This is a genomic window from Candidatus Nitrososphaera gargensis Ga9.2 (genome assembly GCF_000303155.1).
Taxonomy (GTDB): Archaea; Thermoproteota; Nitrososphaeria; order Nitrososphaerales; family Nitrososphaeraceae; genus Nitrososphaera; species Nitrososphaera gargensis.
Genome location: NC_018719.1, coordinates 2,536,181 through 2,557,956 on the forward strand (window position 1 = coordinate 2,536,181; position 21,776 = coordinate 2,557,956).

At 51.9% G+C, this 21,776-nt stretch carries 25 protein-coding genes, 1 tRNA gene and 1 pseudogene; 15 read left to right on the forward strand and 12 right to left on the reverse strand.

Annotated elements, in window-relative coordinates:
* Window positions 1-10 precede the first annotated feature (10 nt).
* Both NGAR_RS19005 and NGAR_RS15185 read left to right on the forward strand, forming a co-directional pair.
* Window positions 11-139, forward strand: a complete 129-nt coding sequence (locus tag NGAR_RS19005; RefSeq protein WP_266190317.1) for a hypothetical protein — start codon at window positions 11-13, stop codon at window positions 137-139.
* Window positions 140-216: 77 nt separating this feature from the next.
* Complete coding sequence (locus NGAR_RS15185) at window positions 217-900, forward strand: mechanosensitive ion channel family protein (protein ID WP_015020680.1); 684 nt, start codon at window positions 217-219, stop codon at window positions 898-900.
* Window positions 901-902: 2 nt separating this feature from the next.
* Here the strand turns inward: NGAR_RS15185 and NGAR_RS15190 are convergent, their stop codons facing one another.
* The gene (locus NGAR_RS15190) at window positions 903-1,544 is read right to left on the reverse strand and encodes a hypothetical protein (protein WP_015020681.1); all 642 of its coding nucleotides are present in this window, start codon (window positions 1,542-1,544) and stop codon (window positions 903-905) included.
* A 232-nt stretch (window positions 1,545-1,776) separates the two neighbouring features.
* On the opposite strand from NGAR_RS15190, the gene NGAR_RS15195 reads away from it, so the two are divergent.
* Window positions 1,777-2,511: a pirin family protein gene (locus NGAR_RS15195; RefSeq protein WP_015020682.1), complete on the forward strand. Its 735-nt coding sequence runs from the start codon at window positions 1,777-1,779 to the stop codon at window positions 2,509-2,511.
* Window positions 2,512-2,578: 67 nt separating this feature from the next.
* A complete protein-coding gene (locus NGAR_RS15200; RefSeq protein WP_015020683.1) occupies window positions 2,579-3,160 on the forward strand; it encodes an NADPH-dependent FMN reductase in 582 nt (193 codons plus the stop codon).
* Between the two features lie 3 nt (window positions 3,161-3,163).
* Here the strand turns inward: NGAR_RS15200 and NGAR_RS15205 are convergent, their stop codons facing one another.
* The gene (locus tag NGAR_RS15205; protein WP_148681584.1) at window positions 3,164-4,417 is read right to left on the reverse strand and encodes a hypothetical protein; all 1,254 of its coding nucleotides are present in this window, start codon (window positions 4,415-4,417) and stop codon (window positions 3,164-3,166) included.
* Between the two features lie 105 nt (window positions 4,418-4,522).
* Here NGAR_RS15205 and NGAR_RS15210 point away from each other — a divergent pair, with 105 nt between their 5' ends.
* The 3 genes from NGAR_RS15210 (at window position 4,523) to NGAR_RS15220 (ending at window position 6,628) form a co-directional block, all read left to right on the forward strand.
* Window positions 4,523-5,458, forward strand: coding sequence for a S1C family serine protease (locus tag NGAR_RS15210; RefSeq protein ID WP_015020685.1), 936 nt, complete (start codon window positions 4,523-4,525; stop codon window positions 5,456-5,458).
* A 64-nt stretch (window positions 5,459-5,522) separates the two neighbouring features.
* Complete coding sequence (locus tag NGAR_RS15215) at window positions 5,523-5,810, forward strand: SUI1 family translation initiation factor (protein WP_015020686.1); 288 nt, start codon at window positions 5,523-5,525, stop codon at window positions 5,808-5,810.
* A 74-nt stretch (window positions 5,811-5,884) separates the two neighbouring features.
* A complete protein-coding gene (locus NGAR_RS15220) occupies window positions 5,885-6,628 on the forward strand; it encodes a MarR family transcriptional regulator (protein WP_148681586.1) in 744 nt (247 codons plus the stop codon).
* Window positions 6,629-6,637: 9 nt separating this feature from the next.
* Here the strand turns inward: NGAR_RS15220 and NGAR_RS15225 are convergent, their stop codons facing one another.
* The 3 genes and pseudogenes from NGAR_RS15225 to NGAR_RS15235 form a co-directional block, all read right to left on the reverse strand.
* Window positions 6,638-7,153 (reverse strand): DUF4396 domain-containing protein, encoded by a 516-nt coding sequence (locus NGAR_RS15225; RefSeq protein WP_015020688.1) that lies wholly within the window; start codon window positions 7,151-7,153, stop codon window positions 6,638-6,640.
* A gap of 1,247 nt (window positions 7,154-8,400) precedes the next feature.
* Window positions 8,401-8,691 (reverse strand): annotated as a pseudogene (locus tag NGAR_RS19475) (four-helix bundle copper-binding protein).
* Window positions 8,692-9,221: 530 nt separating this feature from the next.
* On the reverse strand, window positions 9,222-9,845 hold the full coding sequence (locus NGAR_RS15235; protein WP_148681587.1) for a DUF4184 family protein: 624 nt from the start codon (window positions 9,843-9,845) through the stop codon (window positions 9,222-9,224).
* A gap of 39 nt (window positions 9,846-9,884) precedes the next feature.
* On the opposite strand from NGAR_RS15235, the gene NGAR_RS15240 reads away from it, so the two are divergent.
* From NGAR_RS15240 to NGAR_RS15250, 3 genes are all read left to right on the forward strand, one after another.
* The gene (locus tag NGAR_RS15240) at window positions 9,885-10,511 is read left to right on the forward strand and encodes a hypothetical protein (protein WP_148681588.1); all 627 of its coding nucleotides are present in this window, start codon (window positions 9,885-9,887) and stop codon (window positions 10,509-10,511) included.
* A 69-nt stretch (window positions 10,512-10,580) separates the two neighbouring features.
* Window positions 10,581-11,159, forward strand: a complete 579-nt coding sequence (locus tag NGAR_RS15245) for an Ntn hydrolase family protein (RefSeq protein ID WP_015020696.1) — start codon at window positions 10,581-10,583, stop codon at window positions 11,157-11,159.
* Window positions 11,160-11,161: 2 nt separating this feature from the next.
* Complete coding sequence (locus NGAR_RS15250; protein WP_015020697.1) at window positions 11,162-11,833, forward strand: Ntn hydrolase family protein; 672 nt, start codon at window positions 11,162-11,164, stop codon at window positions 11,831-11,833.
* Between the two features lie 4 nt (window positions 11,834-11,837).
* Here NGAR_RS15250 and NGAR_RS15255 read toward each other — a convergent pair whose 3' ends face one another.
* Window positions 11,838-12,227 (reverse strand): winged helix-turn-helix transcriptional regulator, encoded by a 390-nt coding sequence (locus tag NGAR_RS15255; protein WP_015020698.1) that lies wholly within the window; start codon window positions 12,225-12,227, stop codon window positions 11,838-11,840.
* 91 nt (window positions 12,228-12,318) lie between these two features.
* Window positions 12,319-12,702 (reverse strand): hypothetical protein, encoded by a 384-nt coding sequence (locus NGAR_RS15260; protein WP_187147555.1) that lies wholly within the window; start codon window positions 12,700-12,702, stop codon window positions 12,319-12,321.
* Between the two features lie 371 nt (window positions 12,703-13,073).
* Here NGAR_RS15260 and NGAR_RS15265 point away from each other — a divergent pair.
* Together NGAR_RS15265 and NGAR_RS15270 are read left to right on the forward strand one after the other, a co-directional pair.
* A tRNA-Asp gene (locus NGAR_RS15265) sits at window positions 13,074-13,185 on the forward strand.
* A 389-nt stretch (window positions 13,186-13,574) separates the two neighbouring features.
* Window positions 13,575-14,468, forward strand: coding sequence for a transcription initiation factor IIB (locus NGAR_RS15270; RefSeq protein ID WP_015020700.1), 894 nt, complete (start codon window positions 13,575-13,577; stop codon window positions 14,466-14,468).
* Window positions 14,469-14,506: 38 nt separating this feature from the next.
* Here NGAR_RS15270 and NGAR_RS15275 read toward each other — a convergent pair whose 3' ends face one another.
* The 3 genes from NGAR_RS15275 to NGAR_RS15285 all read right to left on the reverse strand — a co-directional run bounded on the left by NGAR_RS15275 (window position 14,507) and on the right by NGAR_RS15285 (window position 16,666).
* Window positions 14,507-14,710: a hypothetical protein gene (locus NGAR_RS15275; protein ID WP_148681589.1), complete on the reverse strand. Its 204-nt coding sequence runs from the start codon at window positions 14,708-14,710 to the stop codon at window positions 14,507-14,509.
* 405 nt (window positions 14,711-15,115) lie between these two features.
* On the reverse strand, window positions 15,116-15,469 hold the full coding sequence (locus NGAR_RS15280) for a hypothetical protein (protein ID WP_015020702.1): 354 nt from the start codon (window positions 15,467-15,469) through the stop codon (window positions 15,116-15,118).
* Between the two features lie 408 nt (window positions 15,470-15,877).
* Complete coding sequence (locus tag NGAR_RS15285) at window positions 15,878-16,666, reverse strand: inositol monophosphatase family protein (RefSeq protein ID WP_148681590.1); 789 nt, start codon at window positions 16,664-16,666, stop codon at window positions 15,878-15,880.
* A gap of 133 nt (window positions 16,667-16,799) precedes the next feature.
* Here NGAR_RS15285 and NGAR_RS17985 point away from each other — a divergent pair, with 133 nt between their 5' ends.
* Both NGAR_RS17985 and NGAR_RS15290 read left to right on the forward strand, forming a co-directional pair.
* Window positions 16,800-16,943: a hypothetical protein gene (locus tag NGAR_RS17985; protein WP_187147556.1), complete on the forward strand. Its 144-nt coding sequence runs from the start codon at window positions 16,800-16,802 to the stop codon at window positions 16,941-16,943.
* 36 nt (window positions 16,944-16,979) lie between these two features.
* Window positions 16,980-17,882: a proline dehydrogenase family protein gene (locus tag NGAR_RS15290; RefSeq protein ID WP_148681591.1), complete on the forward strand. Its 903-nt coding sequence runs from the start codon at window positions 16,980-16,982 to the stop codon at window positions 17,880-17,882.
* On the opposite strand, the gene NGAR_RS15295 is transcribed toward NGAR_RS15290, so the two are convergent.
* Window positions 17,869-19,440, reverse strand: coding sequence for an aldehyde dehydrogenase family protein (locus NGAR_RS15295; RefSeq protein WP_015020705.1), 1,572 nt, complete (start codon window positions 19,438-19,440; stop codon window positions 17,869-17,871). The genes NGAR_RS15290 and NGAR_RS15295 overlap by 14 nt on opposite strands.
* A 39-nt stretch (window positions 19,441-19,479) precedes the next feature.
* Here NGAR_RS15295 and NGAR_RS15300 point away from each other — a divergent pair, with 39 nt between their 5' ends.
* On the forward strand, window positions 19,480-19,725 hold the full coding sequence (locus NGAR_RS15300; protein WP_148681592.1) for a hypothetical protein: 246 nt from the start codon (window positions 19,480-19,482) through the stop codon (window positions 19,723-19,725).
* On the opposite strand, the gene NGAR_RS15305 is transcribed toward NGAR_RS15300, so the two are convergent.
* Complete coding sequence (locus NGAR_RS15305; protein WP_148681593.1) at window positions 19,722-21,698, reverse strand: carboxypeptidase regulatory-like domain-containing protein; 1,977 nt, start codon at window positions 21,696-21,698, stop codon at window positions 19,722-19,724. The two genes, NGAR_RS15300 and NGAR_RS15305, sit on opposite strands and share 4 nt — an antisense overlap.
* Between the last annotated feature and the right edge of the window lie 78 nt (window positions 21,699-21,776).

Here is a 21,776-nt window from a genome sequence, read left to right on the forward strand (position 1 = left end):
TAGAAGAGGCATGGGAAAGGGCTTGAGGGTGTGCCCTGTCTGCCCGCAATGCGGCGGCAAGAAATTCAAGGTGATAGAGAACAACAAAACAAAGGTCATAGTAGAGTGCCTCTCGTGCGCCAAGCGGCTATCGATTTAGTTTAACACTTTTTCATGCCTTGTTAGAACTTTTCAAGTCAGCGCCTTAACCCGATTCTGGGATGAACATCAGCAGTAATGGAAGTAGGGGATCTTGCCACCATCCTGCCACTGCTGAGTATTTTTAGCTCGCTTGGCATGTCATTTGTCTTCAAGGATTACATCGCGGATCTCATTGCAACCGTTGTCATCAAAAAGACCAAAGACATCAAGGTGGGCAACAGGATCAAGATCACCAACGGCGGAGCCACCACAAAGGGAGACATTATGGAAATTGGCATACTGAGGACGACGGTGATGGAGGTTGGCGACGGCGAGCGTCTGCCATCCGTTCGCACGGGCAGGCTCATCAAGGTGCCAAACTACATGCTGATCAGCAACCCTGTCATGATCTACGGTGACACCATAATCGACGAGGTTGTGTCGTACATCCCACGCCCGTACCCCGACTCCCAGCTGCTTGAGGAAAGCATGAAGCAGGCAATAATCAACAACGGCCACGGCCTGATCGAGGTTGGATTGTATCAAAAAGATGACAGGCTTGTCATTCATGGCGTGTTCGAGGTGAAGACGAGCGAGATGGGAGACGAGCGCAGCAAGATCCTCAGAGAGTTTCTGATAAGAAGCAGACAGATAGGCGCCGATTCTAATTCTGCAGGAAAAGATTCGCAAGTGCAAAAGCCGGCAGGGGCGCAGCAGCAAGAGCTGCTGGTCGAGCCCAAGGTGACAATCCCGCTCCAGAACATCGAGAAACAGGACTAACTCTATCTGAACGGGTTTGGCAGCTGCGGCAGCCTGAACTTTTCGGTGATTTTGCCAAATATGCCACTGCCTTCAGGCATCAAGCCGGCTGAACCAGCAGTCGTAGTGGTTTCCTGTTGCTGCTGTTGTTGCTGGTCTGCTGTGCCATATATCGGGCCGTCGTCCAGATAATAATCCGGCTCGCTCAGGGTCATATTGAGCGCGCGCAGCTTGGCAAGCTTGATTACTACATCGACGTCGCTCAATTTTTCTGTGCTGTTCACTATGACATCAAGCACGCCTTTTATGAGCGCAGTCCCGTTTTCATCCATCGTAACTTCAGTCGACGACAGGTTTGACAGCTCTACTGTGCGATACCCTGCGCCGCTGGCATTTACCATCGTGAGGTTTGCAGAAAAGTCGGCGACGACGCCACCTTGCACATCTAGGCTCCACCTGCCAGTAATGATCACAGGGTCGACCTGATCGCCAGCGACCGAGCCTATAGCGCCATCGGTCGAAAATGTGTCTGACTGGAACGTGTAGTTGCTTGCAGTCATGAGCTCGTTGCCGGGGTTCAACGAAGCCTGCACTGCCGGACCATATAACAGCGCAAATGCAGCCGCCAGCGGCAACAAGAGCAGGGATGCTGCGAGCATGTTCATGTAAACAAAAGTATCGAAAATGATTTAAGGAGGCGCCATTTGCACTATGAAAAACTTGTTTGTTACATTCTTACTGCCGACATAAAAGGCGCCACGCCAGCTCCGCTGTGGGCGACGCCCGAGAAAATTGTTGATCATAGGTCAGCCCCGACTTACCTAGGTGTATGGGACAAACTAACTAGGTCAGGAATTGCTACCACGCTTAAATATCCTGCAGGGTATTGAATGGCATATGATAGAGATAATCAGATCAAGCGAGCATTACCATAACGAGGAGGACTGGCTCTCAACCTACTGGCACTTTTCGTTTGCCCATTACCAGAACCCGGACAAGATGAACTTTGGCCCACTGCGCGTCTTTAACGACGACATCATACAGCCGGAGACCGGCTTTGACCTGCACCCGCATCGCGACATGGAGATAGTGACCTATGTCATTGACGGCGAGCTTGAGCACAGGGACAACCAAGGCAATCATGGCATTATCCAGCCCGGCGAGATCCAGAGTATGACTGCCGGCTCTGGCATACTGCAGTCGGAGTACAACCACTCAAAGGAAAAGCTGCTGAGGCTGCTGCAGATGTGTATATTTGCAAACAAGCGCGGGCTTGACCCTTCATGGGAGCAGCGCAGGTTTGACAGGGCAGCAAGGTTGAACAGGCTGCTGCCAGTGATCGTGCCAGAGAACATAAAGAACGGGCAGGCGCTCCACATACACCAAGACGCAGCAATCTATGTCTCATCATTAACTCCGGGAAGCAGAGTAGAGCACAAGCTTGCAAAGGATCGCAAGGCGAATGTATTCGTAATAGAAGGCAAGGTAAAGCTCAACGACAACAATTCAATAGAGACAAGGGACGCAACAAAGGTTGAAAACGAAAACAGGCTGTCGATACAGGCTGATGGCAGGCCGGCCGAGCTGATACTGCTCGACCTGCTGGAAAAGTACGCCGTCAACAACAACTGATGACATGACTGGGTGGCAGACAAGCCGGTCAATTAGTCTCTTGCATGCGTTAAAGTAATAGAAGAATATGAAAACGACTTTTAATGTCCTAGGGGTGGCAGGGAGCACGCGCAGAGGCTCGTACAGCGCGCAGGCGCTCAACATTGCGCTAGAACATGCCAAAAAGCAGGGAGCAGAAGTGCGCCTGCTTCAAGCGAAATTACCGCTGTACGACCCTAACGCGCCGGCATCAAAAGAAGTGGAAGAGGCGGCCGAGGCGGTAGCTTGGGCTGATGCGATCATACTTGCGTCGCCGGACTATCACGGCTCGATGTCAGGCGCCCTCAAGAACTTTCTTGACTACTTTTATGAGGAGTTTGCCGGCAAGCTCTTTGGCTACATTGTCGCGTCCCACGAGAAGGGCCTGACGGTGATGGACCAGATGAGGACGGCGGTGCGCCAGTGCTACGGCTGGAGCATGCCATATGGCGTCTCGGTGAACGGCCCGCAGGACTTTTCAGGCGACAAAATAGTGAACTCAAGGCTGTCAAAACGGGTACAGATGATGGCCCGGGACTTGGTCGTTTATGGCAGGCTAATAAACGGCCAGTTTGTGCGCGATCTTGGATCAAGCGAGCAGGACACGTTTGCAGCTCACTACAGGCCGTAGTAGCTAGTAGGCGGCGATGCCAAGGCTCTCTGCGATCGATAGCAGCTCTTCTGCGCTTGAATTTATTCCCTCAATTGCCACCATGATATCCCGCCCGTCTGACTTTCCCCATGCAAGGGCCGCTGCATAAAGCGTGCCGTTTTCTTCACCCTCGGTGTCAGCTCGGGCTATTGCGTTATCGTTGCTTTTGACTATATACCTGCAGCCTTGCTCACATTCTGGCGAAGCTGTTGTCCCAAACAACTTATCAAATGTTGCTTTTGCTTGGCTTGCATCATCCACCACCAGTTTTTCATCCAGAAAGATTGTGATTCTATAGCTGCTGTAGCCCTCTTGCAGTGGCCTTGGTTGATAGACTGCGCTGAACGTGCCTTCGTACCCTTCAAATGACTGGCCGGGAAACAGATCGATGCCCATCGTTTCTGGAGCCAGCCAGACCAAGTGGTGGCCGCCTGAAACCATTGTCGGAAGCGGAAGCTCAAAGCCGGCATATTCGCTGACCACTTCAATCATCTTCTTGTTGCTCTGCTCAAGCTGTTCAGGGGCGAACCTCCTCCCCTCTCCTACCACTCCGTCCCCGTTCAGGCTATTATCCAGCCTGTATGCAACGATGTACCCCTCGCTGTCAACCCCAAGACGCATCTGTGGCAGGGCAAGGATGGAAGAGCTGAAAAGACCTGCGTTGGAGCCTGATGCGCCAAAGCTTGCTATCCCCTGCACGACCAACCCGTCCCAGGGCCTGTAGCCATTCCCATGGCAGGGGTCCTCAATGAGCATTCTGGTATCCCAGTAACGTATGTTGCACTGGCTCATTATATCAAACGCGCTAAAGACCCTATAGGATGATAGATCGTTTTTCGAGCCGCCGAGCCACTCAGGCAGGCGGACGAGCACGTACTTTTCTTGAGCGTCAATGCTTCCAATCCACGCACGCTTTGCATCCTCAGAAGAGCTGCTGTTGATCCTGTTCTCATGGAACGTCCTCATGCTCCTGCCAAACGGGTCCACGACCCATTGCATCGAGCTGGCTTGCATGCCGCTGTCCGACGCCTTTACATTCCGGAAGACGGGCTCGTCGGCATAGGGTTGGGCGATTGTCACTATGCGCAAGCCGCCCGATGCATCGTTATTCGCACTGCCGACCAAGGTGAAAAAAGGGACAACAACAAATATCGATACAAGGAGAGCGGCAGAGACGGCCACCGCAGCAATAGCAATGACTTTGGTGTAGCCTCCTGCCAACGTGCCTTGTGCCATGTTTCAAATTATATTTACTTTTGTCCAAACGGCAAAAAACCAGATGTGACCGGGTTCTGCAATAGCTGGTCAATTTACCATCCGCCTTCCAATATAGTGGCGCATATGATACCTGTTCCAGAAGACGTGCTTGTTAATGCGGTAGAAAAGGCGGCCAAGAGTGTGGTCAACATCGCAAGCGTAAGGATGCTGCAGGACCAGCTGTTCAGGGTCTTCCCGGTCGAGGGCGTGGGCTCTGGCGTAGTCATTGACGAAAAGGGCTACATCCTGACAAACAACCACGTGATCGACGACGCAGAGAGGCTCAAGGTGACGCTCACCGACGGCAGGGTGCTGAGAGGCAGGGTGGTCGGGAGCGACGAGGTGACTGATCTTGCGGTGATAAAGGTGGAGGCCGAGCAGCCGCTGCCAGCCGCAGAGCTTGGCAACTCGGACGAGCTGAAGGCAGGCCAGATAGTGATGGCGATCGGCAACCCGTTTGGGCTGACTGGCGGGCCAGCAGTCACAGCCGGCATAATCAGCTCGTTGAATAGAAGTATACAGGCAAGGAGCGGCGTGCTAGAGCTCATACAGACAGACGCCGCGATCAACCCCGGCAACTCTGGCGGGCCGCTTGTCAACACAAAGGGGCAAGTGGTCGCAATCAACACAGCCAACATGCCTTATGCTCAGGGGATCGGGTTTGCAGTCCCGATAAACACAGCCAAGTCGATACTGAAAGAGCTGATAGAAAGGGGCAAGGTCACAAGGCCGTGGATCGGGGTCTCATCAATGAGGGTGACTCCGCAGCTTGCCCGCTATTACGGGCTGCCGGCAAGCGAGGGCGCGCTGATTGCCAAGGTGGAGCCCTACAGTCCGGCAGACGATGCGGGCCTGCGCAGGGGCGACATCATTGAAGGAATAGACGGCGACAGGGTAGAGGACCCGTCGCAGATCGCGTCGCACGTCCGCAAAAAGCATGTAAACGACCAGCTAACGCTGACCATCAACCGCTATGGGCGCCAGCTCCAGATCCCCATACAGGTCGACGAGCGCCCATGACGATTTTTTTACACAACGATGACGATAACAACACTTTTGAGTGCGGGTGGCTATGATAACTCTAGTGTCCGACTTTGATTCGATGGACGACCTGATAAAAGAGATTGAGAGAGGAGAAGCAAACATCGTGATTACAAAGGACGTCAGAAAGTTCCGCAAGCCGGTGACCGTGGTGTCCGGCCTGCAGGAGAACAAGAATGCCAAGGACGTAACCAGGCAACTAAAGACCAAGATCGGCACTGGCGGCACGTTCAAGGACGGTCAGATAATTTTGCAGGGCGACCACCGAGAGACTGTCAAGGCGATGTTGGTCGAGATGGGCTTCAAGGAAGAATCAATCGAGGTGTACTAGTAGCATTTTGCTTACCTACTCACTAGACAGTTACTTTACAACTTATATTTCGCAGAGCGGATAATAGCATGAAAGTGGAAAGCGATGCCCCTCACGAAAAATCTTCTGCCCTCAAGGAAGAGGCCAAGGCAGAGGATTCTGTTGTAGTGGTAAAAGAAAAGCAAGTGATCTCTGGTGACGGCAAGACGGCGCAGATACTTGTTGAAGAAGAAGAAGAAGAGCAAGAAGCGCTTTCTGCGGCTGATTTTCACAACAACGACAACAAGATTCTGGCAGTATTGAACGAAACGGGATCGAACTATTCGTTCAAGGGCCTGATGCGCAAGCTCAACCTTCACCAGCAAAGCCTGTCAAGAGCGCTGCATAGGCTCGAAGGAATGGGGCTTGTGGAAAAGTCGCTGGTAGGGTACAGGCTCAGCAGGACAGGCGAGTCTGCGATTTCAAAGTTTGATATGCATAGGCCAAAGGGCAGGGAATACATGCAATTGTTGCAGACCTACATCCCACTCAATGTGAGAGCTACCGAAATCATACGCCAGCTGGTAGGCAAATGGTTCAAGAACCTCAGGTGGCTTGGCATGATAGAGAGCGGCACTGGCTACACCCTCCAGTGGTCAAGCGACGACGGCTCATTCCAGATCAACCTGCGGCTAATCTCCGACTACATTGTGATAGAGACCAACGCGTCCACCGAAAAGGAAAAGGTTGAGGCTATGGTGGGGTCGTACGCGATCTATGAGCAGATAACAAAGGCGATGCAGAGCAAGCTTGGCGCATACATGGACAGGCAGCAGCTTGGCCACAGCAACAATAATTGATAGCAATTATCAACAAAAATTAGTGGTGGTGCGGATGGGGGCCTGCGCACCTGCTCTTTTTCTCTGTTCACGTTTCATGGCCCAGTACATAGCAGGATATGACACCACGTATCCGGCCGGCAGTATTATGCTAAGGCCCAGCCAGAATATTGGCTCGGTCAGTGACGCCATCATAAAGCCCGGTATGGTAAACGCCAGTAGGTTCTCAGTGAACTCCATTGCCGAGATGCTTGCAGTGTCGCCAACTACCGTCACCCTTGCTGCCTGCCTCAAAGGCAATGTCTTTAGCATCAGTATCAGAGTAAACACATAGCCGACAGCAAACGCCAGCCCTACGGCCAGCACAAGCGTCGAGGTCACGTCCCACCCTAGCAGGAATCCTATTGCGACTCCAGCTCCTTCGCCGATGTTGCATCCTATCAGGCACCTAAGGGCGTGCTTTGCAGTCGCCCACCGCAGACTGCTGCTGCCACCATGCTGATGCTGGTGCATCTCTTTCATGTTGCTGCTATGATGTCCTTGCATCGCATTGGCTATACACGTTGCATATATAGCGACAGCAGTTTACAAGGCTCCGTTAACTTAACCACCATCCCTAGCCAGAAATGACATGAACCGCATCCTGTCTGCTCCCATGTGCAAATATAGAAAGAACAACTTGAACTAGTTCCACACATGCTGCCTGCTGCAATCTGCCTTTTTTCTGCATGGAAAGTGGTCGTCGAAACATTCTGTCCTGTCGTCCTTGATATTCTGTATAAACCGCTCCATCAAATTCTTCAGTTCTGTACCATAGACATGATGATGATGACGATGACGTAGACGGAGCCACCTGCATGCGTCATTATGTACCATTGAGCACCATCTGTGAATATTGGCTTCCTACCTACCTCCTTTGCAGCTGCTTGAAGAACCGGTAGCATACGAAAATGGTTCTGTCACGAGACAGGTGCATGGCCAAGTAGGTACCTAGTACTGGTTCATATGCAACCCATAGCCAGTAGTAGTCAATGCCGTCTATCTGAAGCAATGTTTTTCGTCAACAAATATCGCACTTACAAGGTGTCTGTCTGTCCGAAACCTGTCTGCACAATCTGCGTATTTCTGTACCCATTTTCATACCGTAACGTGGCTCGTTCTCTTTTTGATGACAGTGCCAATGATTTGTGGCTGCCATAGCCTGAAACTCCTAGAATTGAAATACACACAAGTATAGACCATATCTGATTATAGCTGGGTCTGTTCTGGTTCTTCTCACATGGCAATGAAAAGCTAAGACAGTCCTAGCTATACGAATTACCTAAGTTAACAGAGCCTTTACAATTGTAAAATATTATTATTATCCGCCGACGTTGCGGCAGTCATGCCACTCGCCGCATGACGCAGTGATGCTGCTTGCAAAAATACCAGGCCTCTTCCCAAGGCGTCAAACTTGTACCGCATGAGGAACAGGACTGGTCGGGGTTCATTCATGGATAGGTCATCATGCCTCTGTTTTATTAATTAAATCCGGTAGGCAAATATCGGCGTTTAGCGAAAGGTTCCCCTAACCCTTCGAAGGGTTCCCCAAAAGCACGCTGGCCCGGAAGTTATAGGTGCTTTCTTCATCTTCCCCTACGTTGCCGGCTTCCGGGCCTCTCCCAGTCCCAGCTTGCACATTTGAAAGTCACCTTGGCGCAAATGGTTCCGGGTTCCGGGCCGCTGTTTATTGCTCTTCAATAGAATTACAAACGCCAGACGACAAAAAAGAAGAAGGTGGCTCGGTATTCTTCTTATCTAGCCATCCTTCTGCATTCTTCGGCACAACTACGGCATGCTTGTGCGCACCTCTTGCAGTGGTCAACGTTGTGCCTATCGCATTCTTGAGCGCAGGCGTCGCAGATGTTGGCACACAGGTTGCAAAATTGCTTTGCAAACTGGCTGTCCATTGACATTAGCGATGCAGACGCTCAGCAGACGGCGGCGCATTCCCGGTTGATCTGGGCGCAGCTGGCCATCATCTTGACATCCTGCTCACGGAGATCAGAGGTGGCGCAGAACTCGCATGCTTCGGCGCATCTCATGCAAGCGTCTATGCAGCTTTGCCTTTTGTATTCTGGAGTGCAGCGGCGCTACTACTAGCCATGCCAGTCTTTGCAGCCGTTATCGTATTTATCAGCAAGCTAATTCTTTTCGCGCCTGACATTATGGTTTTGCAAATTTCTTGGAAAAAGGATGATGTGATTTGAGTCGCTCTTGCCTATGACCATAGCAATTAGCTGATAGATTTTTCATTCTTGCTTTATAGGATATTCGCCTACCTCTGGCATGCCAAAAGAGAAGCGCCTGAACATGCTATCAAAAGAGCCAGCAGAAAATGAAGCGGAAAAATGATCAACACCCGCAGCAGGATAGCCGCGCCCTACAACCGCCGTGAAAAGACAGTAGAGCTAGATGGCGGCCAGCAGTAAATAATCCACATGAGGACCGGTCGTCATGACTGGGCCATCTTTCCAGAGATTCGTACCTGTGCGATAATTGCGGTAGGGGGTTTCCAACTAAGGAAAAGTACGATGCCCATAGGCTGCAGCGCACTAGTGCGATTTTTTGCAGCTCAGCTCTTGCTCAGGTTTTCCGTTATCAGCATCAGGGCTTTTGGAGGGTTTGAAAGCACCAGCCAAAAGTTGTGGCCGCTCTTGTTGAGAGCTCTGTTTACCGTAGCGACCATTATCGCGCTGGATACGGCCGCCACCAGCGCCGAGGCAGGCAGTACGCCCATGAACTGCAAGAGCAGGCCGCCGACATAGTACGAGCCATTGACCAGAAACGGCCAAAAGATTGGGTTTGCAGGATGGTGGAGCCAGTCGACAAGCACGTGAGACAGGGCGCCGATGGCCGCAGATACGTAAAGGCTAACGTCCATTATTTTGACGCGGTCAAAGCCGCGTATCCCAAGCCTTCCCACCTTCAAGAGCCTGCCAAGTATCTTAACAAACAGGATCGTCAGGGCGACATCTACGGTCAGAGCGCCGACGATTGAATGCAGAACCAGCCTGTCAGGGGCCGGCGAGCAGGGAAAGTCCCACCCGCAGAACACCGACCAGCCAAAGATCCAAGCGACAAGAGGCTCGATGTCTGGGATCATGGCACCTACCGTCATGGCGGCAAAGCTCAGCCTGCCAAGGCCAGGCTTGAGCATCCACCACACAAAGGCAACATGAAGAGGGGTAAGCGTCACTACAGGTTGATCTCTGTAATACCTGTCCTTCAGCCATATATGGCAAGCGTATCCTCTCCCCTCAATTGTTCTGTAACTTTCTCAAACAATCGCTATCTGCTTGGCCGCTTTAGCAAGATTGCACAGTTGCACGGCCACCCTTGGCTTGAAAACCCTATCCTGTCGATAGCGCTGATCGCTGTAGGGTTTGTCCTTCTCTTTATATCGCTGTACATGATGAAAAGGGAGCCCAAGCATGGCTACAACCTAGAGAGGAAAATTGCCGGCCACAAGATCCTTGATACGAGCAACAGGTGGATGGTGTTCTCGGCGTTTATCGGGCTCGTGGCGATAGGCGCGCACTATCTAGCAGAGTATGCACTTCATATCTACGACATCACGCCTGTTGACCGGATCACCCACGGCATTTCAGGTATGGCGGTGGCGGCAGCCATCCTCAACGCCAACCTCACAAGGGGGAGGAGGGTCTACTACCCGACGGCCATAGGCGTGTCGTGGGCAGCGTTTATCATCTGGGAGGTGTATGAACTACTATCAGTCATGTTTGACCCAAACACCAATATCGAGACGGGACCTTGGGACTTGGGGATAGACTTGTGGATAGACACGCTTGGCGCTCTGGCGATATGCTTCATTTATGACGAGTTCAACGAGCAAGACCAGTAGCAGTAGTAGCTGTGACCTGCTTCCGGCGTTGCCGGTCAATTTACCCGGCGCCTTTCATAATAGAGCAAGATGACAACAATAGTAGGCATCAAGACCAAGGAAGGAGTCGTGCTGGGCTCTGACAAGCGCGCCAGCAAGGGCTTCTTCATCGGGTCGAAAATAACGCAAAAGATAGCCAAGATAGACGACACGCTCGCAGTGGCAATAGCCGGCCAGCTGTCAGACGCGGAATACCTGATCAAGGTGGCAAAGGCGGAGCGCAGGCTGATCGAGCTACGCAGGGGGTTCCCGCTGACTGTCAAAGAGTCTGCACGCCTGATATCCAACCTTGCATATTCCGGCATGAAGAACTATCAGCCGTATTTTGTAGAGCTGCTAGTGGCAGGGGTAGATCAGGAAGGCGGGCACATCTATGCTGCCGACATGAGCGGTGCGATAACAAGCGAGGACTTTGCGTCTTCTGGCTCCGGCTCGCCAATAGCGTACGGAGTGCTTGAGAGCATGTACCACAAAGAGATCACGAACGAGGAAGCCAAGCAGGTCGCCACAAAGGCAGTGTCTGCAGCAATGGAGCGCGATCCGGGCTCTGGCAACGGGATAGACGTGCTAGTGATCCCGAACTTGGTAGTACAGGAGGTTGCAAGGTAGAGATGACAGCAGAAACTGGAAGCTACGGTTCAGCAACAAGATACCCGTACTTTTACGGGCCTGAAGGCCGGCTAGTGCTAGTCGACAGCGCGCTGGAAGCCGTACGCAGGGGATCTACTACAATTGGGATCAAGACGCCGGCGTTTGCGCTGCTGGCAAGCCACATCAAACCCGTCAGGCCGCTGATAGACCCTGCTGAAAAGATATTCACAATCGACGGCCATGTCGGGGCAACAGGCTCGGGGTACATCGGAGACATACTGCAGCTGATCGAGGAGCTGAGGCTTGAGGCGCAGAAGCACAGGCTCAACTTTGAAAGCCCGATCGACATCGGATCGCTTGCAAAGCACCTTGGGTCGTTCCTGCACAACTATACAATATACGCTGTCAGGCCGCAGGCGGCATCAGTGATCGTTGCAGGCGTAGATCAGGCCGGCGTACAGCTCTACCAAGTGGACCCAAGCGGCACCTTCATGAGAGGCTCGGGCTTTGTGATCGGCCAGTCGGCTGACATTGCACTGGACGTGGTGCAGCGCGAATACAGCGCCGACATGAGCGTCGAGCAGGCAGTCGGGCTGAGCAACAAGGCGATAGAAAAGGCACTAGGCGAGCGGCCTGTAGTCGAAATAGGCGTAGTCACAGCTCAGGACAGGCGGTTTCAGAAGCTGCACTAGCTAGTTAGCTACTACTTTTTTTCTGCGCAGCCACGGTAGCAGCGGTAGCTACTCTCAACCCTGCTGGGCGCTTCCACTTTTCGGCCCAGCGGGCCAATTCTTTTATTATCACTTCAAGCTCCTTTGCCTGAGGGGTCATGCTATACTCCACCCTTGGCGGCACTTCAGGATAGATCTTTTTTGTGACCAACCCTTCGCGCTCCAGCTCCAGTAGGCGCTCCGATAGCACCGTGCTGCTGATGCCAGCCAGCGATCGCTTTAGCTCGTTGAACCTGATGACTTCTTTTGTGCTGAGGTTCTTCAAAATGTGGAGAGACCACCTTCTGCCCAGCACTTCCCATACACCTACTATAGCGCACGTCGCGCCCTTGCCGTCCGTTAGTCCTTCTATCATACCTAGTAGTAATTACTGACTTGCTAATAAATATTGCACAATGTCTATCTATAGAGGAGCACCTGATCTAGCCAAAAAGAAAGGAGAAGGTTTACCTAGTTATCGGTTTTGAACCTCTGCCCTTGAAGAAGAATATCGCAGCAACGCCGCCAAAGATAGCGCCTAGGATTCCGATAAAGACTGCCATCTGGCCTGTCTCAGTTGAGAGCATTGGTGTTCCAGATCCAGACGAGGGATTCTCCTGCGCCGCCGTCAGCCTTTCCCTTGCCAAGATGTTAACATCGGTGCATTGGCTTCTTTCAATGCCCAGCTCTTCACACCGGGCCAGCTGTTCCTGTGTTACCTGACCACCAGCAGCCCCTGATCCGCCATACTGAGCGCTCGCGTCCCCGTGAGACGAGATTGCAAATAGCCCAGCCAGCATCACAGCTACTGGTAATGTGTAGTTCAGGACAGAGCTCTTTGTCCTACTCATATGCTTGACAAGGTTGGAGGATATCCTAATTACGAATTTGCAAACATAGTATCGCAACCAGAGTACGTGATTTTATTCTGAAGCACGAATCCAACAATATCTATTAATGCCATCTTATATTGCATGATTAACCCCAGAGTCGCCGGAAATTGGATCGGTTAGCGATAATTACCTTGTCGCGCATCATGCAGCCGCCTGAGCATGGCTGGGGCCGGCAAGCTGCCCCAGGATGTGAAGGAACGCGAATTTGGTTGGCTGGGTCTGGTGATGATTGGCCTGTTTGTTAAGCCCAGCCAACTACTACTCTGACGATGACGAGCCTATGCGAACCAAAACGTTTTAATTGGTTTTACAAAAGTCGGATTACGTGCGCCCGGGTAGTATAGAGATACCTGGTTGCTTCTGTTGACCAGAATCGTACAGTCCGGTCCAGTATGGGGGACTGTCACTCCTCCGACCCGGGTTCGAATCCCGGCCCGGGCGCTTACAGCTTCTTTCTTGTTCGAATACAGCGTCCTAAAGAATGACTTTGAAATTCTTTCAGCACCAAGTCTGTTAGTAGCCTTGCCCAATACTTCTCCAGCCTTGCAGAACCTGCAAGTCTGAGCATAGTTGAGCTGGTTCAGCTTTGCATTACACCATTCGCAGCGGCGAGAGCACTTACCACAGACAGCAAGCGAGGTATTCTGCATCTTGCCCTTGCAACGTTCGCAGAGCTTACCACAAAAGATGAAGATAGTTGTAGTATATCTAAAGTTAATGGTGAAGGATGGTTGCTACGAATCGTGGACAAATGTAGGGTCGCTTTGGAATCAGCTTCTAAGGCATTCTCCTCGTTCTGTTATATCTCATAGAGCGCATCAAAGCGCGTTATGCTAATAAAGTCGGCGGGCATCATATGCCCAAACTGCGGCGACGGCCAAAAGGTCACCGATGTCGAGTCGGGCGAGCTTATCTGCACAAAGTGCGGCTTTGTGATACGCGAGCGCGTAGGCAATGAGGAGGAGGACTGGAGCGTCCTTGCCAGAGAGCCGGGCAGCAAATTGAGGACCAGCCCCACTTCGCTTGCCCGCTCTGGCATGGGCCTCTCCACGATTATCGGCAGGCCGGACATGAGCGCCGGCAGCGGCCTCAACGCGGCCATGCGATCGACCTTTGACCGCCTGCGGGCGTGGGATTTCAGGATAAAGGGGCAGGACGAGCGGAGCCTCAGGCGCGCATTTGTTGAGCTTGACAGGCTGCGGAGCGCGCTCGGGCTGTCAGATGCGATAGTCGAAAAGACCGCCTACATCTACCGCCGGGCGCAGGAGCGGGGGCTTGTACGGGGCAGGACGATGCGCGCCGTGCTGGGTGCGGCCATCTACATCGTGCAGAGGGAGATGGGCGTCTCTGGCACCCTGCAGGACATCATAAACGCGACAAACACGACAGAAAAGGATCTTGCAAGGGCCTATAGGATACTGTTACGCGAGCTTGACCTGAAGGTCCCGATGCTTGACCCTGCAAAGTGTGTCTCCCGTGTGGCGAGCAAGGCCAACATAAGCGAGCGCACAAAGCGGAAGGCGATGGACATGATCTACAACGTCATAAAGAGCGGGCTTGCGGCAGGCAAGGACCCTATGGGGCTTGCAGCATCGGTGCTGTACATAGCCTGCACGAGCAGTGGCGAGCCAAAAAGCCAGGCTGCTATAGCGGACGCGGCCGGCGTATCAGAAGTGACCTTGAGAAAGAACCAGCGAATGATTATCGAGCAGGCGGCTACATGAGCTGAAAAATTTGAACGTGCTTCTTCGGCGGCATTCTATTATCTTTCTATCGAGGTAGCGGAACCAACAACAATCACACCCACGATATCGTATCTATCAAGACCCTCTGAAGAGGGAAAGGCTGCGGCCGGTATAGTTATTTCGCCTAAGAAGCGGCTGGGCTGTATCTTCAGCAATGCCCAGAATGACTCGTTCCCGCTATTGTAGTCTATGCCATAATAATGCTTTCCATCTTCTCCCAAGAATCCAAAGCGGCATTCCTGCGTTTCTGCACCACCGCCAAATAGACCAAACCATGGCTTTTTGTGCGGCAGGCAGCCACCTTGCCAACCATAGTTACTGTTCTTTTGCCAGAAGCCAGTTCAGCCTGAGCAGTAATGATGGCAAATGCCCCTATTATTAGAAGAGCGGCTGATATGCCAAATGCAATGTAGAGCCAAGAGCTTGACATATGGTGGCTGCCATCATAACATCACATCTGCTTCTTTTGAGCCTTTAGCTACTCCCGGTGCTCGTACTAATTTTTGTAGCATAGAGTTTTTTAATATTCAGCAATTTTTACTACAATTGGCACTGCAAGAAGAAACTATACGCAGTTTTGGTGATTGAAAGGCGGCTTGTTAAACCCGGCAAATAATAATAATGGATCAGCGAGCATCCGAAGTAGTAAAGATGACCCTTTGCGCGGGCGTTGATTGGGCTACCTTTTCTATCTCGACCATAGAAGCACCTTTATTATTTGTATTCAATGCTACTATGTTACTTATTCTTGCCTGTGGCAAGATGATGCCCAATTCATGCAAATATGTTATTGTAGAATCGCTTGGCTGCTTGTAGCCATCCTCTATTAGCATGCAAATTACCCCTGTGCTGCGCACTCCTCGTACTATATCGCCAGAATTGATACCAAGCTCCCGCATCTGGCTACTCTCGATCCTGATAATTGATGTGTTAAAGTCTTCTTGGAGCGGAGGGTACGGCCTGAAGGATGTCTTCAGCATTGACGATTAATTGCTGCATTATTCTTTTAAATCATGCTACAAACTGAGTCATAATAGGTTCATTCGTAGGTGTTAAAATTGCTATACCTGCCCTTGTTTTTGAGCCTTTGATCACAGGTTGCACAAACCCAACCTCAAATTAGTTCTTTAATAATACAAACTGCCATTGCTGCTCAATGTCAGCTAGTGCCAGCTTTGCAATGGAATCAAGGCAGAATAATTTTTTGTTTGGAATATTCGTCCGTGCTCAAAATATTTCAATTTTGGAATATTATTCCAGACGCAAGCGTGGAAGATGGAATAAAAATATTCCAGAGTATAAAAGAACTGAACTATTCCTGCATTATTCTTGGACTGGAAACGCGCATGTGTATCTCGACATGCTCCACTAGAAGCGTGTGCACGAGGTCAGAACAGAGCTGCAAGGCGCTCGCGCATGCCGTCGTTTGCAACCACCATATATGACAGCCTGGTCTTGACGTCAAGGTCCGACTCTAGGTCCGAGCCGCTGTCAGAGTATGCCTTTGCTCCCGCCTCCTTTGCGATCAGGTAGCCGGCGGCAATGTCGGTCGGCCGGATCTTACCGCGCAGGTCAATGTAGGCGTCCAGAAGCCCTCGGGCGAGAAAGCACATTTCAAGCGCGTTTGCGCCAAACTGCCGGGTGTGGTCGGCCTCTGCGATTATAGGAGCAAGACGCTCGATGACTGTGGGCTTGACTCCCGATATGTTGATGCCTATCGCGGGGTCTGCCGGGCTCTCCTTCTTGGCCGATATCCTTTTGCCGTTGAGGAATGCGCCCTTGCCCTTTGAAGCGTAGTAGAGATCGCCCCTTGCAAGGTCGATTATCGCCGCGTCGGTTACGGTGCTCAGCCTAAAGTCGGTCGCATAGGCGATAGAGCAGCAGTAGAACGGTATCCCGCGCACAGCGTTCGTGGTGCCGTCGATCGCATCCATTATAATGTAGCCGCGCTTGCCCTCGATCCTGCCGCACTCTTCGCCAATTATCGTGGCGTCTATTCCTCGCTTCCTGAGGATATCGATCACAGTCTTTTCCGCTATCAGGTCTATCCTGCGCGACATGTCGCCTCCCGCCCCCCTGCCTATCTGCCTGCTCGCCCGGTCAGTCCCGGCAAGGCCGCGGGTCTTGGCGTGGACCTGCCTGCATGCCTGCTTTAGAACGTCTACTACTATTACCATTATTACATGCGCAAGCACCCTTCAACGCAGACTCAATAAAAAGATTTTATGATGATATGATGCCCGCGCGCAGAGGTTTAACCCAGAACAATCTCGCTTCCTATATTTAATTCCGGGCGACCTCGGTCTTTTCATGCTACACTGCCCCGATTGCGGCTGCGAGATGTTCCAGCGGATCATCGTGACAAAGCTGGGCGATGTCAATGGTTGGAGCTGCGTCTCATGCAAGGCATTCTACAAGATAAAGGAGCTGAAGAAGGCAATCCTTACAGTCTAAAGTTATATCAGAGAAACACGATTATTTTTGTTGCTATTGGAGACTACTACTGCGACTGCGTCATCAACCCACTCGCACAGCTATGACGCTGGCCTCATGGAGCGGCTGCTGTTCAGGGTGGCAAAAAAGTGGGTCGCCGGCTATGACGCTGGCGAGGCGATAGCAGCTGCGCTTGATTCCAACAGCAGAGGCATGTCCGCCATCCTGAACTTCCTTGGCGAGGACACCACCGACGCCAAGATCGTGGATCAGACTGTAAGGGAGTACCTGTCATTGATGGACCTGATCGGCAAAAGGCAGGTGCGGGGATGCGTGTCGGTCAAGCCGACCCAGCTTGGCCTTGCGATCGACTATGACATGTGCCTGCAAAATTTCAAGAGGCTTACTGCCAGAGCAAAAGAGCTTGATCAATTCATGTGGATAGACATGGAGTCTGTCAAGTTCACCGAGGACACGATTGCTATCTATCTGGAGCTTTACAAGCAGTACGACATGACTGGCGTAGCAATACAGTCATACCTGCGCCGGAGCGCAAGCGACCTACTGCACATAGCCGAGCATGGCGGCAAGGTGAGGCTTGTCAAGGGCGCGTATCACGAGCCTGAGGAACACGCTTTTTCTACAAAAGAGGAGGTTGACGCCAATTATGTAAAGCTCATGAGGATGCTCTTTGAAAGCGGAAGCTTTTTTGCCATAGCGACCCACGACTCGAACATGATCGAAGAGGCCATCAGGCTGAGCAATGACAGTACAAAGGAGTTCGAGTTCCAGTTGCTGATGGGGATCCGGGATGAGTTGAAAAACGAGCTTACCACAAAAGAATTTGCAGTTGCCGAGTACATCCCCTACGGCAGCCAGTGGCTTCCCTACTCTGTGCGCAGGATAAGGGAGCGCAAGCGCAACCTGCTTTTATTGGCCAGATCTCTCATTCAACAATAATAGTCTGGCTCTGCTCGCGCATAAACTGCGTAAGGTAATGCGGCCCGCCCGTCCCCCTGCCTGTGGTGCCTGAGCTCTTCCAGCCGCCAAAGGGCTGGCATCCGACCATCGCGCCGGTGGTCGCGCTCGCCTGCCTGTTGACGTAAACGACACCGGCTTCGATGCAGTCGAGGAACTCTTTGATCTCTTCCTGCTTGCCGCTGAATATGCCGGCCGTCAGGCCATAGTCGGACTCGTTTGCAAGCTTGATCGCGTCGTCAAACTTTTCATAGTGGGCCACGCACAGGATCGGCACGAATAGCTCCTCCTTGAACAGCCGGTGCTTTTTTGGAAGTCCCGTTACAATCATGGGCTGGACGTAGTAGCCGTGCTTTAGCTCGCCGTCTTTTATGGCAGAGCCGCCGACCAGGACCTTGCCATCCCTGTCAGCCATCTTGGCGTACCGCTGGTATTTCTTGTAGGCGTCCTCGTTGGCAAGCGGGCCGACAAAGGTGTTGGGGTCAAGTGGGTTTCCGACAGGCAGGTCCCTTGTCTTTTCTACAAGCCTCTTGACGAACTCGTCTTTTACTTTCTTGTGCACATAGACGCGTGAGCATGCGCTGCACTTTTGCCCCGAGTAGCCAAATGCCGCCTTGAGCACACCGTCGACTGCCTTGCCAATGTCAGCGGTCTCGGTCACTATAGCAGGGTTCTTGCCGCCAAGCTCTGCTATAAGCGGCTTGGGTCTTGTTTTGCTGAACTCTTGGGCCATGCCATAGCCTACATCACGGGAGCCGGTGAACACGATCCCTGAAACGTCCTTGTTGCTGACGAGCTCGCCTCCAACCTTGCCGCCTGGGCCTATCACCAAGTTAAAGACGCCATCTGGCAGCCCCGCCTGCTTGAACACCTCGGCAAATTTGCATGCGATTATCGGCGTATTGCTCGACGGCTTGACGACCACGGTGTTGCCTGTAATGATCGCTCCGGTACTCATGCCGACCAAGATGGCGGCAGGAAAATTGAATGGAGCGATGACTCCCCACACGCCGTAGGGCTTCATGACGCTTCTGCTCTTTTCGTTTGGTTGGGCGCTTTTCATCACTGTTTCAAAGCCATTGTTCCTCTCCATTTCTTCAGAGTAGTAGCGCAAAAAGTCAATAGCCTCGTCGACATCCGCTATGGCCTCATAGCGGTTCTTGCCGTTCTCGTACGAGATCCATGCGGCAAGCTCAAACTTGCGCTGGCTCATAATGTCCGCTGCAGATCGGCATATCTGCACGCGCTCTTGGTAGTTCGTCCGGCTCCAGCTCTCAAACGCCTTTTTGGCCGCCGCCACGGCCTGCTTTACATGGCTGGCGCTTCCAACCGGAAGGTGGCCAAGCACTATTCTGGTATCTATTGGCGATACGTGAGATGTGGTGGCTGGCGTCCTTACCTCCCTACCGCCTATTATCATTGCATATTTCCTGCCAAACTCTGTCCTTACCTGCTCCAGTGCCCTCTCGTACCTATCGTGAAACTGCCCTTCCGCCTTCTCTGCCATGAACCTGCGCACGGTGTGCTCGTTTTCAAACATCTACTACTGATATCGTGACAAGAACCTTAAAAATCATGAGTGATAGAAAAGAATACTAATTACTTTTACCCACCACCCTACACAATGAGCGCTACCAGCAGCAAATCGCGGATAGTACTCTTCCTGTTGGTAGTCATTGCGCTGGTCTTTTTCATAACAAGCTTTGTGGCTGCGGCATTTACAAATAGCGTCAACAACAGTATTCAAGAGGCTAGCTCCCAAGCAAGCTGCATAATAGTGCAGACTGGCGAAGATAAAGTGTTTGGCGAATGCGGTTTCTCCTAGCGCCTTAACCGCTTCCAGGCCAGTATTGCTGCCAGGCCAGCTGCGGCTATAGCTGCAGGCAGTGGAAATTCCGGCACTGCAGTTGTACCCTGTATTGTGATCTTTTGCAGGTCGTGTTCGTGCTCTATTGTTATCATAGCATGCGTCTGATTCTCTGCCGTGCTGACGCCTTCTGCCGCCGACGTGCCGTCAAGGCTGACTGCAAAGGGTCCGGCCATGAATTCTTTGGGAATTGAGAATTCTGATCTGCCTGATGCATCCTGCACGCCTTCCAGGCTAATGTTGATGCTCCTGCTCGGCGGGTCAAAGGCTGCATCCACTATGCGCGAGTTCGTTTGCAGGCCTACACCATATTGCATCCCTTCATGTTCAAAAACGACTGTCCCCTTCCTCACGAGCACCGTTTCGACTGGCGGTGAAAGAGGCTTTTGCGCTATCACAACCCCGGTTATTTTGGTTGCTGGCATCTTGTCCAGCCTGATGACCGTCGCCGCACTGCTTGGCACAGTCGCACTCTTGTACCCGTCTGCCGATACTGTGACTTCATCAAAGAGCGATCTTGTGCTATTATCCTTGATAGGGATGATCAGTTCGTATGCCCCGTGAGGGCCGGTCTTGGCTGCAAACAATTCGGCACTTGGGATGACGCTGGCAAAGCTTGGTACTACTGAAGCATTCTCTATGGGCCTGCCGCTGCTACTGTCTGTTACCTTGCCTCTTATTGTAATTGTTTCTCCAAAATCAAGGACGATATTTGCAAGGCTGCCGGCCTGAACCTCGATTAAACTGCTAACAGGCACGCTGCCAAAGGACGCCGTGACGACATAGGTGCCGCTGCTAATGCCGCTGTCAAGAGTAAACCTGCCATCCTGATCGGTTTTTGCGGTAGCCGTGCCTGCTGCAAGGAATAGTGCAAGCTGCGTATCGTCCACATGCAGCCCCTTTGGCATTGCAAAGATGGTGGCATCTGCAACAGGGTTGCCGTTTGGTTCAACCACCCTTCCACTGATTGTGCCGGATTTGTGCAGTGTAAAATTAACTGTATTATTTTCTGCCGGCAAAGTCACGGCAGCGCTTGCAGGGGCGTACTCCTTGCTGAAAAGTGACGGGATGATGATGGTGTATTCTCCTGGTGCCAGATCGTTGTCAAGCGTATAGCGCCCGTCAGAATCTGTAATTGCTGCAGTATCGACCATGATGCCGTTGCTATCAAATGCAAACACTGCCACGTCTGGCACAGCATTACCGGCGCTATCTGTTACTCTGCCGGATATGGCATGTGAGTTCTTTAGCTGCACGTTCAGCGTGGTGAGCTTGCCCTGCTCCAGCTGCACTTCAGAGACATGCGATATGTATCCTGCATCTTGTGTTTTGAACAGGATTGGGACTTTGTTCTGAAGCGAACCAAGCTCGGTATTGTTTAAAAGATTTTGCAATATGGCAATGTCAATTCCGGGCTTGAAAGCATAGATATCGTATTGGCCAGTCTTCAAGCCGGTGTCAAGCACGAAAACTCCATCGTCCATTGTAATATCATAATTGGCCGAATGCGGGCTTGATGCTGCAACTACAATGCCAGGGATTGGTCTGCCCTGCTCGTCTGTAATGCGCCCGGATACCATAGCAGACGGCTGCATAAAGATCGTCAGGTTTTTGGCCGCGCTAGTGCCGTCAACTACTACTATGTTGTTTGATGACGCTACAAAACCGGGCACAAACACTGTTACGTTGTAGATGCCCGGATCAAGCGATTCGTTTAGCTCAAACCTGCCGAATGCGTCTGTTGATACATGAGGTGTAAAAGCTGACAGCAGCTCTGCCGTTTCAAGCGCATTTCGCACGTTGGAAGGCGAGCCTCCTGTCGCAATTATCGATTGGAGTATCAGGTCTTCCTGCCCGTTCACTACTACAAGGGCGTTTTTTACAGGAACCCCGCTCTGCGCGCTGGCAGGCATCATAATGATGACGGTCATTACTGCTAGCGCTAGGACAGCTAGAGCGAGTTTTTTCACCTGTAAGGATTGTCTGGTGTATTTTTAAGGCAACCCGAA